12 protein-coding genes are annotated in these 16197 nt (G+C 65.3%); 3 read left to right on the top strand and 9 right to left on the bottom strand.

Features of this window, described 5'->3' with window-relative positions; translation table 11 throughout:
* Positions 1–83: 83 nt before the first annotated feature.
* A complete protein-coding gene (locus tag TX88_RS35120; protein ID WP_244438416.1) occupies positions 84–326 on the bottom strand; it encodes a GNAT family N-acetyltransferase in 243 nt (80 codons plus the stop codon).
* 269 nt (positions 327–595) lie between these two features.
* Here TX88_RS35120 and TX88_RS35115 point away from each other — a divergent pair, with 269 nt between their 5' ends.
* Positions 596–889, top strand: a complete 294-nt coding sequence (locus TX88_RS35115) for a hypothetical protein (protein WP_244438415.1) — start codon at positions 596–598, stop codon at positions 887–889.
* A 70-nt stretch (positions 890–959) separates the two neighbouring features.
* Here the strand turns inward: TX88_RS35115 and TX88_RS13070 are convergent, their stop codons facing one another.
* The 5 genes from TX88_RS13070 to TX88_RS13050 are packed head-to-tail and all read right to left on the bottom strand — an operon-like array spanning position 960 to position 4351.
* On the bottom strand, positions 960–2057 hold the full coding sequence (locus TX88_RS13070; protein WP_044517339.1) for a zinc-dependent alcohol dehydrogenase: 1098 nt from the start codon (positions 2055–2057) through the stop codon (positions 960–962).
* A 2-nt stretch (positions 2058–2059) separates the two neighbouring features.
* On the bottom strand, positions 2060–2413 hold the full coding sequence (locus tag TX88_RS13065) for an antibiotic biosynthesis monooxygenase family protein (RefSeq protein WP_044517337.1): 354 nt from the start codon (positions 2411–2413) through the stop codon (positions 2060–2062).
* Complete coding sequence (locus tag TX88_RS13060) at positions 2410–3165, bottom strand: NAD(P)-dependent oxidoreductase (protein ID WP_049924909.1); 756 nt, start codon at positions 3163–3165, stop codon at positions 2410–2412. Before TX88_RS13060 ends, TX88_RS13065 begins: the two co-directional genes overlap by 4 nt.
* Positions 3162–3659: a MarR family winged helix-turn-helix transcriptional regulator gene (locus TX88_RS13055; protein WP_044517336.1), complete on the bottom strand. Its 498-nt coding sequence runs from the start codon at positions 3657–3659 to the stop codon at positions 3162–3164. Before TX88_RS13055 ends, TX88_RS13060 begins: the two co-directional genes overlap by 4 nt.
* Positions 3659–4351, bottom strand: a complete 693-nt coding sequence (locus TX88_RS13050) for a hypothetical protein (protein ID WP_049924908.1) — start codon at positions 4349–4351, stop codon at positions 3659–3661. Before TX88_RS13050 ends, TX88_RS13055 begins: the two co-directional genes overlap by 1 nt.
* A gap of 266 nt (positions 4352–4617) precedes the next feature.
* Here TX88_RS13050 and TX88_RS13045 point away from each other — a divergent pair, with 266 nt between their 5' ends.
* Positions 4618–5067 carry a hypothetical protein gene (locus TX88_RS13045; protein WP_162563133.1) on the top strand — a complete coding sequence of 150 codons (450 nt, stop codon included), beginning with the start codon at positions 4618–4620 and terminating at the stop codon, positions 5065–5067.
* 71 nt (positions 5068–5138) lie between these two features.
* On the opposite strand, the gene TX88_RS32795 is transcribed toward TX88_RS13045, so the two are convergent.
* Entirely contained in the window at positions 5139–7100 is a 1962-nt protein-coding gene (locus TX88_RS32795; protein ID WP_049924907.1) for a cellulase family glycosylhydrolase, read from the bottom strand.
* Between the two features lie 160 nt (positions 7101–7260).
* Between TX88_RS32795 and TX88_RS13035 the strand changes: the two genes are divergently transcribed.
* Positions 7261–7668 carry a DUF7832 domain-containing protein gene (locus TX88_RS13035; RefSeq protein ID WP_044517333.1) on the top strand — a complete coding sequence of 136 codons (408 nt, stop codon included), beginning with the start codon at positions 7261–7263 and terminating at the stop codon, positions 7666–7668.
* On the opposite strand, the gene TX88_RS13030 is transcribed toward TX88_RS13035, so the two are convergent.
* Positions 7665–8018, bottom strand: a complete 354-nt coding sequence (locus tag TX88_RS13030) for a cupin domain-containing protein (RefSeq protein ID WP_044517331.1) — start codon at positions 8016–8018, stop codon at positions 7665–7667. The two genes, TX88_RS13035 and TX88_RS13030, sit on opposite strands and share 4 nt — an antisense overlap.
* A gap of 70 nt (positions 8019–8088) precedes the next feature.
* Entirely contained in the window at positions 8089–15804 is a 7716-nt protein-coding gene (locus TX88_RS13025; RefSeq protein ID WP_044517330.1) for a non-ribosomal peptide synthetase, read from the bottom strand.
* Positions 15805–16197: the final 393 nt, after the last annotated feature.

The raw sequence follows: 16197 nt of genomic DNA, 5'->3' as shown, positions 1-16197 counted from the left end.
GTCTAGAGGCCTCCTCCGCGACTACGGAGAAACGCGACTATCAGGCCCGCATACACGGACGACAAGACGAGCGCCGGTGACTGTCAGCCTTCGCGCAGCGTGTACCGCGCGTCCTCGGCGACGGCCTCGAAGCCGATGCGCTGATACACCCGGTTGGACACCGGGTTGTCGGTGTCGGCGAACAGCACCACCTCGCTCGCCCCTCCGCGACGCGCGAACTGCGCGGCAGCGGCGGTGACCGCGGCCGCGGTGTCCGGGCGGCGTGTAGACCGGGCCGATACGAGAGGCGCCGACGACGGCAGCGCGCACCCGCGCCATGCTGACAAGATCGCCGTCCACCACCCACAGCAGGACGTGGTCACCGGCATCGGCGATCGAGGTGAGCATCGCCCGACTCGCCTCGACATTTGAGGGCTCGTCGAATGCCTCGATGAAGAACTCGTTCAGCCACCGCACGACGGTCTCCGCGTCCGCGGTTCCGGCGGTTCGCCAGTCACCGGCCACGCCGCTCGGAACTGCCAATTCACCCAGCCGGTAGAGCACGTCGCGGGATGACTCACTCGCGAGGACACCTCTAACCGCATGCCACGCTTGATTGAAAGCCATTGCCGTCGCTGATGTTCCACGCACCCCCGACAGGTTCACCCCTGCGGCGGCCAGCGCCTGGGCCGCAGCCGGCGCAGTCTCGGGCGGCAGTCCGTTCACCAACAGCACCGAGTCGCGCGTCTGGACCGCCGCGCCCGCGACACCGTTTCCGTTGGCGACCGACAACAGGATCCGCTCGGCGGGCCAGGGCGTCGTGTGCAGCGTCGTCAGCTCCAAGGTGAACAGCACCGGGTCCGGGCGGTACACGGACCGCTCGGCCGCTTCGAAGTCGGTCGGCGACTGATGCAGGTGGGCCTCCATGCCTCAAGCGTGCGGGCTCGGTCTCATGATCGCCACTGGTTTTCGAACGGCACTCACGGCTGCGCCACCACCATCCACATCGGCTGATCACCTCCGCGCTCGCGCAAGGCGCGGACCGCTTCTGGCGTATCGCATAACGGGTACCGATGGGTGATCAGCGTGTCGGCACTCACGGCTCCGCTGCCGAGCAGGGCGAGGATGTAGTCCGAATCGTTGCGCGTAGCACCACGCATCCCGACGATGGTCCAGCAGTTCATCATGACCGTGCTCAACGGCCACTGAGGTGGGTCGGCGTTCGACCCAAGATGGACCAGGCATCCGCCGGTGGACAGGGCTCCAGCAGATTGCGCCACCGTCGGACCGCTGGGCGTGTAGTCGATGACGGCATCCGCACCATGGGGCAGCAGGACTTTCAGCGCGTGCGACAGGGCACCGTCGGCGCCCCATCCCGACGGCAGTTCGTCGGTTGCGATGAGGTCGGTGGCGACGCTGCCGCCAAGGGCGCTGACCGCTGCGAGACGCTGCCGATTTCGGCCGACAAGGACCAGGCGGGCGATGCCGAAGACGTTGGCCAGCAGCACCGTCGCCGCGCCGATACTGCCGGTGGCGGCCGTGAGGATCACGGTAGCGCCTGGCGCGATGCGAGCACAGGTGAGAGCACGTGCGGCGGTGGCCAGATGGTTGACCTTCGCGCCGACCTCGAAGCTGACACGGTCGGGCAACGGATCGATGAGCCAGTCCGGGACGCGGACGTACTCAGCCAGGGCCCCGTCGTGATAGCGCGCGTACAGCGGCAGCGGACCGTCGCCGAATGCCCCGTGCCCCATGATCGCCAGCCTTGGGCACATCATGTCCCGGTCACTTCGGCAATGGACACAGTTGCGGCAGTTGAGGTTCGGATGGATGCGCACCCGCTCACCCTCATTCAAGGTGTCGACCATGCTACCGACGGCCACTACGGTACCGGCGCCGTCAGGACCCAGCGTGGACGGCAGGTGCGTGAAGCGGCCCATTTCCAAGACCCGCAGCATTCCCGGTGAGATTCCCGCCGCGGCGACCTTGACCAGGACCTCGTCGGGTCCGAGCTCAGGAACGTCAATCTGGTCGAGATGCACTGCCGGGGAACCGGAGTGCGCTCTCGCGGCGAGCATCGTCAGCTCCGCCGGTTCGCCGCCACCACTCGGTAGAGCGCAGGGGTGGCGGTCACGGTGAAATCGAATGCCTGACGAGCGGCATCGCGCAGGGCGTTGAACTCGGGATTGCTCAGCGCCGCCTCGAACGCTTCCCGGCTCTCCCAGTGCGCGACATTGACGAGCTGGAATCGAGCGTCCTGGTCCACCGCGCGGTGCAGCGTGTAATCGATGAACCCGGGCAGGGTGCTCATCAACGTGGCACGCTGCTGCCAGTCGGCCAGGAATTCGTCGACACGGTCGGCAGGGACGTCCACGGTGTTGATCAGGGTCAGCGTCTGATCTCCGACGTCAGAGTTGTTGCCGGGATGGGTCATTGGGTTACCTTCTCTCTTCCGCTGTGAGATCCGGCCCGGCCGCGGTGAAGCGCGGTAGGCAGGTTGGGTTTGATCCCTTCGCGCCAGATCGTCTGCGCAACGCTCTGGTGCCGGTTGGTGGTGGCGACGGCGACCGCCTTGCGGTGATAGTCGGTTCGGGTGAGCTGGTCGACGATTGCCGCCGCCAGATCGCGGCGTGCAGTCTGGCGTCCGGCGATGTGGTCCTCGGCAATGCGGTAGGTGGTGGGTGGGTCGAGGTTGGCCAGCCCGAGCGGACGCATGATCGTCCAGTCCACACCGGAGGCGGCAACGATGGATTCCATCCGGGCCATGTCCACATACAGCGTGCGGCCCAGGCGCCCCAGGATTCGCCGGGCGACGGTCCGCTCGGCCCATCCCCACTCCGGATCGGTCCAGTCGCTCAGGACCGCGGAGCTGGTGACGATCAGCCGTCCGGCACCGACCCGCGCCATTGCAGCACAAATCGCCTGTGCCGATGCGGAATACAGATGAACAGGGTGACGGCTGAAGCTGGCGCCGAGTACGGACACGACGGCGTCAGATCCGGCGATCGCCGCCGAAACATCCTCCGGCGATGTGGCGTCGCCGCCGACGACACGCAACCCGTCGGCCGTGACCGGGAACGTGGTCGGACGTCGTGCCATCGCGACCACATCGTGGCCGTCGGCCAAAATCCGCGCGGTCAACAACTGACCGGTCGGGCCGCTGGCCCCGAAGACGGTAACTTTCACGATCGCGCCGCCTTCGTCGCACCGTGTGCCTGCGGTGAATCATCCAGTGCCCGGGTGGCTTCCGCGACCAGGGCGCACGCATCGTTGAGGTAGGCCAGAACGGCGGCCACCTGCGACGGGGTCATGCTTGCCTGAAGGGCGTCCAGCCGGCTGCTGCCGTCGCGGTAGATGTCGGACAAGCGCGCGAATCCCACGGATTCGATCTCGACGCTGCGACGATCGTGGTCCTGGTGCCGGCGAACGACCCACTGGGCGTCCTCCAATCGCCGCAGTACGCCGGTCATGGTGGCCGGTTGCATCGAGAGTCTGCGGGCCAACGCCGTCGGCGATTGCGGTCCCCCGCGCGTGAGGACGTCCAGCACCTCCAGATCCGAATCCTTCAAACCCGCGATGGCCGCTACCTTTCGCGTACTCAATGCCAGCGCGATGCGTAGGTCCTGCAATGCCGTACGCAGGGTTGCGTCGTTGCCGGCACCAGGTGGTTGTTTCGACATCACTGCCCTTTCAGGTCGACAGGTCGGACGAAGATCGGCAGCGAGGTGAGGTGGTGTTGAGCGAGTAACCGCCGCACAAACCGGTAGAAGCTCGGACGCAGCAGTTGTCGCGCCATGAATGCGGGTACGGCACCGGGAATGCGGGCATAGTTCACCAACACGTATGGCGCAGACCGGTCGGGAACCAGGAGCGTGGAGTTGTCGACGCCGGTCTTCGCGCCGAACCAGGCCGACAACGCCCGCCAGGTGTCGATCGCGGATTCTTCTTCAGCGGGGCCGGTGAAGTGGTTGAGCAGAATATTCGGTGTCGGTGAACCGTCCTCGGTGACACCGAACCGCGCCCGATTTTCTGCTGTGAATGCCGTCAGCGGGCTGGTTTCCGCCAGGGCCGCATCGTTGAGCACCGCTGCCGCGGTCGGCACGTCGAGGACACGTATCAGCATGACCACGTCGTGCAACGGCGCACCGGCGATGGGCACGATGACGCTCGTCTGAAACAGACGCACGTCCAACACATCTGCATGTTCGGACAAGTCGCGGGCGACGGCCCGCAACCGGACAAGTTTGAGCCGGCGGGCAGCGCTGGGCCGTAAGAACGGCCCGATTCGCACCGGGTCGACGCTCCATCCCACGTACACGAACGGATCGGGAATGACGGCACCGAATGGTGGGGGCGGATATCTCTCAGCCATGGGCTGACTCCTCCGTGCATTTATTACGAGATTCGTATTATCTGCAATTCGTACTATATGCACGATCCAGAGCCGGTCGCAACACCTGCGAGCGGATCCGCGGTTAGCGTGGCCATGTGCATGGGCTACGCCGATTCAGCAAGAACTGCGCATCAGCCGCGATCCTCGGGGCACTCGCGTGCGCCACTGCCTGTTCGCACGTCGTGACCGGGCAGCCACACGCCGATAGTGACGCTCAGGGCACGCCGCCGCCGGACAACCCAACCGTGACATGGCGCGATAACGTCCTGCCTTCGGACTGCCTGCTCACCGGTAAGCAGATGTCAGTCCTCGCGGGCGTCGAACTGGACGACGGCCGCGATACCGACATCAAGAACACCGATGGGACAACCGGACGCAGCTGCAAGTACTACGCCACCGCGGGTGGCGTCCTGTCTTTCACGGCGAACATCAAGGTCCAAGCGCCGTCCACCGGGGTGATCACCAAAGAACTCCTCGCAGGCATCGGCGAACCAGGGGCCACCGAGGTCCCCGGCATCGGACGCCGCATGGTCATCGAGCCTCTCACGCCCCCAAGCGGTTTCCCCGTGATGCGGGTAGCCACCGACAAGTACCTGGCCAACGTGGTGCTCGTGATCGGCAACATCCCTGGGCCACCCGACGTCGCAGCGTGGACCCGGGCTGCATCCGAGATCCTCAAGGTGCTCCCCGCCTGATTCATCGCCGGCCCCGGCTCACTGTGCATGGCCGCAGGATCACCCCGACGTGTTCGACGCGGCCTCACCCGTCATGACTGGGAGTCGGGCTCCTTCGCGGCCTGTTCGGTTCGCGCGTGCCGGGCCGCGGACTTGCGGGCGTGGCTCGCCTTGCCCTTCGCCGCGGACGATGCCCCTGAATTCATCGACGCAGCATCAGGTTTCAAGGTCTCACGTCCGTCACCGTCGTCCGACGAGGTGATCGTCAGACCCTTTCGATGCCTCCCACCCAGTTCCGACCGCTTCTCCCCCGCCGAGAGCGCGCGAACACGAGTCCGCAGCGTGGGCGACTGCGGTTCTGCAGACGAAGTCTTCGTGGAATCTGCACCTGCTGACGACCTGCGTTCGACGGTATCCAGGGCATCCGGCTGCGCTGCGAGTGACGATGCCTCGATCGAATCGGTTGGCGAGATAGCCGCTTTCGGCACATTGAGGTCGTGCAGGTGGCTCAGCGTGATCTGCGTACCGCGAATCGCCCCGGCCAGAGTCAGCCCGGTGCTGCGAACGTTGTTCTGCAGCGTCAGTTGTGTGTTGTGCAGGTTCTCGGTGATCACATCGCCGATCTGCTGCGCCGCGTGCTTGACGGTGATCTTCGCGTTGTGCAAGTTGGGTCCCGCGTTGATCAGGACGTCGATGCCGGCCTGCGCTATGGGCGCGATGGCAGTCACCACGCGGGCGACCCCGACTGACACGGCGTCGGCAACTGCGGCGAACGCCTGTCGAACGGGCACCGGCATCGCGCTGAGTGCGGCTGCGACGACAGCGTTGGGGATGATCAGCGCTAGATTGGCGAAGCCGAAGCCGAGGGAGGCCAGCTGTAGGTACACCTCCCGCGACAGAGACATCTTCGGCGCTGTGTAGTCGGTCAAACTGCCGGTGCTGTCGAACTCTGCGATGAGGGCGGCCAGAATCAGCGCGGACTGTTTGGGCTTACCGTCTGAAGTGAACAGACCAAAGTTCGCCTCGGCGTTCAGATCACCGGTCCTGATGTCCTGTGCGGTGTAGATGAACGCCGGTCCGGCGAAGGAGATCCTGGACCAGGCGGTGAGGAAGTCTTGCATGAGCTGGGCCTGCTCGGCCTGCGTGTTGCCGATGCCCGGAGTCGTGGCGGTGCCGTACTCGGTGGCCCAGATCTTCAGGTCGCCGTCGCCGTTGGCGGCCATGATCGAGTACAGCGCGCGAACCTGCTCCAGCGGGGAGTCCGTCACGCCCTCCCCCGCTGAGAACGGCAACGTGTAGTGGTAGGGGTGGTAGGACAGGGCGTCGAAATACCCACCGGCGCCCGCCGCGTACATCTGGTCGAGGAATTGTTGTGGGCTGACACTGATTCCGTTGAAGGTCTTGGTCGCACCGAGCGCGCCTGCCAGGACGGTCGCGTCGGGGTTGGCCGCCTTGATCGCGGTGTAGGCAGCCTTGAGCACCGCGGTGTATGAAGCAGCGCTGACGGGAGCGTAGAAAACGACCCCGTTGGGCTCGTTCCAGATTTCGTAGGCGTAGATCTTGTTGCCGTAACGGGTGGCGACCGTCGACGCGAAGTTGGCATACGCGGTCGGGTCGGGTGCCCCCGCCAGGACCACGCCGTCCCACGCGGGGTTGCCCGTGATGTCCGCGGTGATCGAGAAGCCCATGGATGTCGCCGTGTTGACGACGTTGTCCATCTTGGTCCAGTCATACGACGTGGAACTGGTGGGCTGGATGTACACCCAAGGCACGCCGATGCGCAGGTCTGTGACCCCGAGGCTCTTCATGGCGTTGAGCCGCTCGACCAGCTGCCCTTGGTCGAGATTGTAGAGAGTCGAGTCCGCAATCCCCAAAGCTGTTGAAGTGTCGGTGATTCCGGTGAGCAGCTGCACATCGATCTGAACCACGTGACGTGGCTGGGCCGCAGCGGTCACGTCGGGCGGCTGCGCAACGGCGGTTCCGGCCAGAACGGCGAGCGCCAGAGAGCCGGCTGCGATCTTGGCACGCAGAAGAGAAGTAGGCGTGATGGTCAACGTGGGTCCCCCAACCCGAGAGTGATATTGACGGGGACCGTACCAAATCAGCAAATGAATTTTCGACAATTGCCGAGTGAACACACCGAGAGCCGGTCACAGTTCGCAGCAGCGAAAATTGGTGCAGCAGGGCGCACCTCACAGGGCATAGCCTCGACCCATGACGTATGACGACGCCGGCTGGCATCACGATACGGCGATCGAAAACGGTCTGGAGCTGGCAGCCGCCAGCACCCACATCGGGATGTTCATGGCATGGCTTGCATTGCACGGCATGGCGCAGCCCGACTATGCCCCCTCGGAGCTCCACGAGCGGATGATCACCCCGGGTGAATATCTACGTCGGCACTGTGTCGACCAGATCGATCCGTTCATGCTGACCGACACCGGCAACGCGTTCGCCTCGGCGGCCTACCGCCCGTACCTTCGGCAGTATCGGAATGTGCCTGCCGTCGCCCGGTACGACTCGACATACGAGGCGCCGGACACCTGGGACACCTACGACGAAGTCACGGTGCTGATCGACGCCATGTACGACGAATGGCGTTCGGGCTCAACGACTCCCTAGCCTTCTGGGTAGAAGAGGAACAGCACACACCCCTCGGCCGATTGCGGAACGTGCCACGATCCGGCCGGGGCGTGCAGGAATGTGCCTGCGGCGTAGTCGTTCACGCCGTCGTTGAAGACACCGGAGACGACATAGACCTCTTCCGGGCCGGGGTCGTGTAGGTCTTCGCCGTCCCAGACAGCGCCCGGCGCGATGGTTGTCACCGCCGCCTTCGCACCGTTGGCTCCCCGCCAGAGCGGCTGGACGGTTATTCCGGGAAAGACCTCGATCGGTTCGACATCCGCTGTCGACTTCCATACGTATCCGGGCGCGTTAGGACCGAACGACGCAACATCGCCGTTTGTTGTCATATGTGGACGAACCGTGCGCACCGGCTCGCGATTCCCGAACACTCGAGTCCCACCTCAGGCACACAACCCGCTACGCCGACGGTTCCAGCGGCGGAAGCAGGCCGAACCGCTCCAATTCGGTGACGTATTTGGTGATGATGGGCGGTGAGATGCGTGGAATATCTGGATTCTCGTTGTCAGGACCGATTCCGGCCTCTCGCACCGCGGCCCGGAATCGATCGGTCGGGCCATACGATCCGTGGGTGGGCTCCGGGGCTTTCAAATCCCTTGTGAACTGCGACGCCAAGATCTGTAGCACCGAATGTCTGCGCTGCCGCTCGGGCAACGCGCGTAGGGCGGTCTCGAAGCGCTGCAACCATTCTCCGAAATCGGCGATGCGCTCGATCCGGTAGCCGGCCTCGATCAGCCAGTCGACGTATTCGTCGATGCCGATCCCGTCGTCGTGCGGGTTCATCACGTGATAAGTCTCGAAGTCGGCGGAGCCTGCGCGGGCCATCTGCCAGCCCAGAGTGGTGATCGCCTCAGCGACGAACCCGACGGGCAATGCGTCGTAGTGGGCTCGTTGACGGTTGCCATCGGGGTCGAGTTGATAGAAGGACGCCGGCGCGAGTCCGGTGGCCACGACACTCAGCACCATCCGGGTGAAATTGTCCGGCACGTTGAGCTGGCCCGCGTAGCTGGTGTCGGCCAAGATCATGTCGCAGCGGAACACCGCGACTGGCAGGCCGCACAGGTCGTGGGCCTCACGCAGCAACACTTCCCCGGCCCACTTGCTGTTGCCGTAACCGTTGGCGAAGCTACCGTCGAGCGCACGAACCGGGCTGATCACCCGAATGTCGGCGTGCTCGGTGAACGCCGAGGGCTCGATCTGATGGCGTACGTCGGCGGTCGACACGAACGTGTACGGCTTCAGCTTCGTGGTGATCGCGAACCGGATCAGCTCGGCGGTGCCCACCACGTTGGGTTGGAAAAACTCACTGTAGGGAAGGATTCCGTTGACGAACGCCGCTGAGTCGACGATCACGTCAACGGTTTCCGCCAACTGATGCCAGTTGGGTTCATCCAACCCGAGGTTGGGTTCGCCCTTGTCGCCGGCGATCACCTTGAGCCGTCCGTCAGTCAGTTCGCGGAAGTGGCGGTACAGAACCGGGTCGGTGTCGAATGTGGCCTCCAGCCTGCGCCGCGCGTCGGCGTCTGAGGCCGCGCGCACCAGACAGATGACAGCGTCGTCGGCGCGGCGCAGGCGTCTGAGCCAGTCCAGCAGCAGATAGCGGCCGAGGAAGCCCGTGGCCCCGGTCAGCAGCACGGTATGTGGCCTACGGCCGGGGCGCGACAGGGTCGGGGCGGTACGCAACGTGGGCCCGTCGACGAACTTCTCCAGCAACAGGTCACCGGCCCGCAATTCGTTGCTCCCGGTGCCGTGCACGGATTCGAAGCCGCCACCGCCGGCACCCGACAGGACACGCGATTCGGCCTCCCGGTCCAACTGCCGGCACAAACCGCTCACCGACGGCGTTTCGAACAATGTGCGTACGGCGAGGTCTGCGTCCAGTGCAGTGTTGACCGCTGCGACAACCCGCATCGCCGAGATCGAGTCACCACCCAGCTCGAAAAAGGAATCGTCGACGCCGACCCGCTCGACTCCGAGAACCTGGGCATAGATGGTGGCCACCGTCGTCTCGGCCTCGGTGGTCGGTGCTCGGTACTGACCGGTGCTCTGGAACTCCGGCGCGGGTAGTGCACGTTTGTCGAGCTTGCCGTTGACCGTCAGCGGCAGCGCATCAACCACCATGATGGCTGCCGGCACCATGTACGCCGGGAGCCTATCGGTCAGTGCACGTCGCAACCCAGCGGAATCGACCCTGCCGGTGGATGTTTCGGTGACGTAGCCGACCAGGCGCTTGTCCCCGGGACGGTCCTCGCGGGCAACCACCGCGGCCTGAACCACGCCGTCGAGCTCTGACAGAGCGGACTGGATCTCACCCAGCTCGATCCGGTAACCACGGATCTTGACCTGCTCGTCGGATCGCCCCAGATACTGCAGTTGCCCGTCCTCGCCCCACCGGACCAGATCCCCGGTTCGATACATGCGCGCTCCAGACCGGCCGAACGGGCACGCCACAAATCGCGACGCAGTCAGCTCGGGCCTGCGGACATATCCGACAGCCACGCCGAGTCCGGCCACGTACAGTTCGCCCACCACGCCGGCCGGCACCGGCCGCAGCCAGTCGTCCAGAACGAACAACGCTGCCCCGGGCACCGGAGAGCCGACCGGGACGACGGCCGTGCCGGTCGTCAAAGGAGCACTGATCGCGGCATAGATCGTGGTCTCGGTCGGACCGTAGCCGTTGACCATCGCTCGGCCCGAGGCCCACCGACCCACCACCTCCGACGGGCACTCCTCCCCGGCCACCATCAGCGCCGTCGAATCCAGACCCGCTTGTTCGAGCGCCGCCAACGCAGCGGGCGTCTGACTCAGAACGGTGACCCCTTCGGTGATCACCAACTCGTGCAGATCCCGCGGTGACGCGGCGACCGAGTCGGCGACCACCACCAGCCGCGATCCGTGTAGCAGGGCTCCCCAGATCTCCCAGACCGAGTAGTCGAAACCGTAGGAATGGCACTGCGTCCACACCTGTCCCGGCGCCGACGCGAGACCGACATCGAGTGAATCGAACAGCCGGGTGACGTTGTGATGAGTGACGGCAACGCCTTTGGGATTTCCGGTGGTACCCGAGGTATAGATCGCGTAGGCGATGTCGCCGGGCACGGGCGCATGCAGTTCGGTGGCGCGGCCGACGACACCGGCCGCGGAGTCGGCCTCGATGACCGGTATGTCCAAGCTGTCCAACCGCGGACGCAGTTCTGTCGTGGTGACCGCGACGATCGGCGCGGCATCGGCGATCATGAAACTCAACCGGGCGGGCGGGACGGCAGGATCGATCGGCAGGTATGCCGCCCCGGTTTTCAGCACCGCGAGCATCGCCACGATCGCGTCGGCGCAGCGGGGAACCATCAGCGCCACGAATTCACCAGGTCCCGCACCGCGCACCGCCAACTGGTTCGCCAGCCGGTCAGCCGACTCGTCGAGCTCGCGATAGCTCATCGAGCGGCCCCCGAACGTCACCGCTGGTGCCTGTGGGGTCCGTGCCACCTGTTCGGCAAACCGCTGCGGAATGGAGGTGGGTGCGCCCAACGGCCCGGACAACACCGCCTTATGCGCCCACTCGTCGAGCTGCTCACGCTCGGCCGCATCGAGCACACTGATGGCGCACAACTGCCGACGTGGCTCCTCGATCATGGCGCCCAGCAGTCGCCGGAACCGCTCGATCAGCAAGTCGATGCTCGCCACGTCGAATACCGCCGAGTCGAACTCCACCCGAATGCCGAGCTCGTTGCCGGGAATCACGATCACCGACAGCGGGTAGTGGTTGAACTCGCGGGTGTTGAAGCCGGTGAATGCCAATTCGTTGGCGCTGGAGAAGGCACTGAGGTCGAGCGGGTAGTTCTCGTACAGGAACAGCGTGTCGAACAGCCGGTCGTGACCGGTGAGCTGATGGATCTCGCTCAGCGACAGATGTTCGTGCTCGACCGTGTCGTTGTGGGCACTCTGCAACTGGCGCAACAGATCGGCGACGGTGTAGTCCGCCGTGGCGTGGGCCCGAATCGGCACGGTATTGATCAGCAAGCCCACGATCGTGTCGGACCCGGCCAACTCTGCCGGGCGGCCCGAGACCGCCGTGCCGAAGACCACGTCACGTCGGCCGGTCATCGTCATCAGCAACTGCGCCCACGCCGCCTGCAGCACGGTGTTGACGGTGGTGTGACACGAGCGTGCCAGTTCCCCAACGGCTTTCGTGACATCGGCTGAAACGCGGTAGGACTCCACACCGCGCGGCCCGGGATCTGCCGGCGCAGCGACCAGCGTCGGATGTCCGAATCCGTCCAGCGCGTGACGCCACGCCTCCCGCGCGGCGTCGTGGTCCCGTCCGGCCAGCCAGCTCACGAAGTCCCGGTACGCCCCGGTCACCGGCAACCGCTGCCCGAAATAACTGGCGCAGATCTCCTGCATCAGGATCGGCAGCGACCAGCCGTCAATGACGATGTGGTGGAAGGTCAAAACTATCCGGTGTTCATTGCCCCCGGTCCGGATCAGCGCCGCCCGAAATGCCGGCCGGCTGCGCAGGTCGCAGACCGCGTCGCGTTCGGCCGCGCACAGCCGGTCGACCTCGGCGTCGGGCTTGCGGTCGTCTTCCCGCAGATCGACGTAGCGCCAGGCGAGCACCGGATCGCCGGAAATGACCTGTACCGGCTCACCCATCTCGACGCAGAACCTGGCCGTGAGATTGGGGTGCCGGCCCACCACGGTGTGCAGCGCGTCGCGCAACCGATCGCGATCCAGTACCCCGGTGGCGGTGAGATCCAGCTGCACCGTGTACACATCGGCCGCTGCGGAGTCATCGGACCCATTACCGATGCCGGTGTGGAAGAGCAGTCCTTTCTGGATCGGGGTCAGCGGCAGTACGTCGGCGACGCGGTATTGCTGCTCCAGTTCGTCGATCTCCTGCTGGCTCAGCCGGGCGGGCACGATGTCCGACGGAGTCAGGCCACCGCCTCCGCCGGACACATGCGCACAGATCCCGGTCAGCGCCTCAAACCACAACTGGCTCAGCCGAAGCACTTGCGCCTCGTCCACCAGTGCCGGCGCCCAGGTCCACGTAGCCCGGAGACTCGGGCCCGCATCGCTGTCCTCGGTACCCGCGTTGAGTTCCACCGTGTGCATCAGCGGCATGGCCACCGCCGATGCCGCGTCGGCGACAGCCAGCTCTTTCTGGTCGATGCGCCACAGACCGTCTGAGTCCTCCACCCCACCGGCACCGACGCGCCCCAGGTAGTTGAACCCGATGGTCGGCTCCGAACCATCCAGATCCACCTCAGGGTTCAGATGTCGCAGCAGTCCGTAGGTGAGGCCGTCCGGCATGGCGCGCAACTGCTCCTTGGCGGCTTTGACGATCGAGCCGACAGCGGCTGCACCGGAAACGACCTGCTCCCAACTCGAACTCTCCGTCGACAACGAGACCGGATACCTGGTGGTGAACCAGCCCACGGTGCGCGACAGATCGATATCGGAGGCCAGTTCTTCGTACCGGCCGTGGCCTTCCACATCGATACCGACAGGTGCCGCGCCGGATCCCAGGAATTCGTTCCATGCCAATCCGAATGCGATCAACAAGATGTCCTGTACCCCAGCGCGAAACGCAGCGGGCACCGCGCCGAGCAACTGGCCGGTGGTCTCGGCGTCCAGCGAAACCGACAGGTGCCCGGCGTTGGCGTAGGTGTCACGGGCGGGGTCGATTTCGGGTAGGGCGGGCGGGCTCGACATCACCCGCCGCCAGGCGTCTGCCAGCTCGGCCACCTCGGGGCTAACGGCGTAGTCGTTCAGTACCGCTGACCACCGGGAGAATGACGTTCCACCGGTCGGCAACTGCACCGGCTCACCACGCCGCAATTGAGACCAGGCGATATTGAAGTCTTCCAAGAGGATCCGCCATGACACCCCATCGACAGCAAGATGATGGATGAGCAGTGCCAGCTGCCCGGTAGCCGGCGTCCACAACGCCGAGAGCGTTCGGCCCGCGGACAGGTCAAGCCGGTTCCGTGCCGTCGCCAGCGCCTCGTCCGACAGCGTCTCGACGGATCGCAGGCAGTCACCGGCATCCACCGAACCCGTATCGGGCACGCTCAGCGCCCAGCCATCTCCTTCCACCCGAATCCGCAGCCGCAGCATCGCATGGCGGTCCAGCAGGGCCTGGAGCACAGCGATCAGATCGGCCTCGGCCGCTTCCCCGGGCGCCTGCAGTACCACTGTCTGATTGAACTGTCCGACAGGGCCTTTGACGGTTTGCAGCCACCGCATGATCGGGGTCGGAGCCACCGGGCCGAGGCCTTCGTCGACGGCGTCATCGACACCGACCGCGCGGCACACCGCCGCCAGCCGAGCCACCGTCTGCTCGACGAACACATCACGCGGCCGGAACTGCAGGCCATGCACCCGCGCCAGCGCCACCACCTGCATCGACAGGATGCTGTCCCCACCCAGGGCGAAGAACGAGTCGTCGACGCCGACCTGCTCCTGGCCCAGCACCTGGGCATAGATCTCGGCCAGAATCCTCTCGACCTCAGTGCTCGGAGCCCGGAATTCATCTGCGCCGCTGCGGTATTCCGGAGCCGGCAGGGCGCGCCGGTCGAGCTTTCCGTTGATTGTCAGGGGCAGCGATTCCAGCGCCACCACAGCGGCCGGGACCATGTACGCCGGCAATCGGTTGGCCAGTGCGGTGCGAATCCCGGCCGGATCGGCTGTGCCGGTGATGTAACCGACCAGACGCTTGTCGCCGGGACGGTCTTCCCGGGCGACCACCACGGCCTGGTGGACGCCGTCCGACTCCGCCAGGACGGCCTGGATCTCGCCCAGTTCGATGCGGTAGCCACGAATCTTGACCTGCTCGTCGGAACGCCCCAGATACTCCAGCTGCCCGCTGCCGTCCCATCGCGCCAGGTCTCCGGTGCGATACATCCGTTGTCCCGGCGCACCGAACGGGCAGGCCACAAAGCGTGATGCGGTCAGGCCGCTCCGCCGCATGTATCCGACCGCCAGCCCCGCCCCCGCCACATACAGCTCGCCCGTCGCGCCCTCGGGCGTCTGCCGCAGGAATTCGTCGAGCACGAACGCTGCGCCCCGCGGCACCGGATGGCCGATCGGCACCACGCTGACATGTCCCGAAAGCGGCGCGCTGACCGCCGCGTAGATCGTGGTCTCTGTCGGCCCGTAGGCGTTGATCATCACGCGCCCAGGCGCCCAGTGCCTGACCAGATCAGCCGGGCAGGCCTCGCCGGCCACCACCAGCGTCGTCGAGTCCAGGCCGTCCGGGGCCAACATGCCTGCTGCGGAAGGAGTTTGGCACAACACCGTCACCTTCTCGGAGACCAGCAGATCGTGCAGGTCCGCCGGCGAGCTTGCCACCGACTCGGGCACCACCACCAGCCGACCGCCGTGTAGCAGAGCACCCCAGATCTCCCACACCGACACATCGAAGACCAGCGAATGCCATTGTGACCAGACCTGTTCCGGCACCGACGGCAAGACGGCAGGTAACGACTGGAGCAGTTGGGTGACATTGTGATGCGTCACGGCAACGGCTTTGGGCACACCGGTCGTTCCCGACGTGTAGATCAGGTACGCCAGATCCTCGGGGGCCGGATCGGACAATCGGCTGTCGGCCGGCCCGTCCTGGGCGGGGCCATCGACTTCGATTACCGGGATGCCGAATTCGGCCGTCCGCGGGCGCAGATCGGTTGTCGTGAGTGCGGCGACAGGCGCCGCATCGGCGATCATGAAAGCTATCCGCGCGTCCGGATGCGCCGGATCGATCGGCAGATAGGCCGCCCCGGATTTGAGCACGGCCAGTATCGCGATGATCGCTTCGGCGGAACGGGTGAACAGCAGCGCGACAGTCTCGCCCGGGCCCGCTCCGCGGCAGGCCAGCACGTGCGCCAGCAGGTTCGCGGCCCGGTCCAGCTCGAGGTACGTCCACGACCGTTCCCCGCATACCAGTGCCGTCGCACCCGGGGTACGGGTCACTTGAGCCGAGAACAACTCCGGAATTGATGCGGGCGCGCCCGCCGGCTGGGTCAGGGCAGCACGGTTGCCCCAGACATCCAGACTGTCGTGCTCGTCGTCGTCGAGCAGGTCGATCGACAGTAATCGCAGCGACGGGTCTCCACTCATGATTCCTCCCCCGAGAATCGACGGCTACGGTCTCCAAACCCGTCACAACTGGCGCCGACGACCTCCCGTACCCAGCAGAGAATAATGTGGAAGTTAGTGCCCTATCCATCGTTCGCGAAAACTCACACTTGCCAATTCATAAGCAAATATGAGCGCCCTGACAGTTCAATTGCCACATCCATTTTGGCAAACATGACGAACCTCGACAGGTGGCCCGCAATGAACCTTGATGGGGAAGCAACAGCCAGTCAGAGCAAGTTTCGATCGACCTGTCGCGAGGCGTGGCCGCTGAACAAAAAGCCCTGACCGCTAACGCTTTTGCATGCCGAATTGAGAAAGTAATCCCCAGTCGTTAGCAATGTGAAGAATGGTTCGTAGCCCTCGAATCCGCAC

Source organism: Mycolicibacterium septicum DSM 44393, assembly GCF_000455325.1.
Taxonomy (GTDB): Bacteria; Actinomycetota; Actinomycetes; order Mycobacteriales; family Mycobacteriaceae; genus Mycobacterium; species Mycobacterium septicum.
This window is presented reverse-complemented; position numbering and strand designations above follow the sequence as displayed.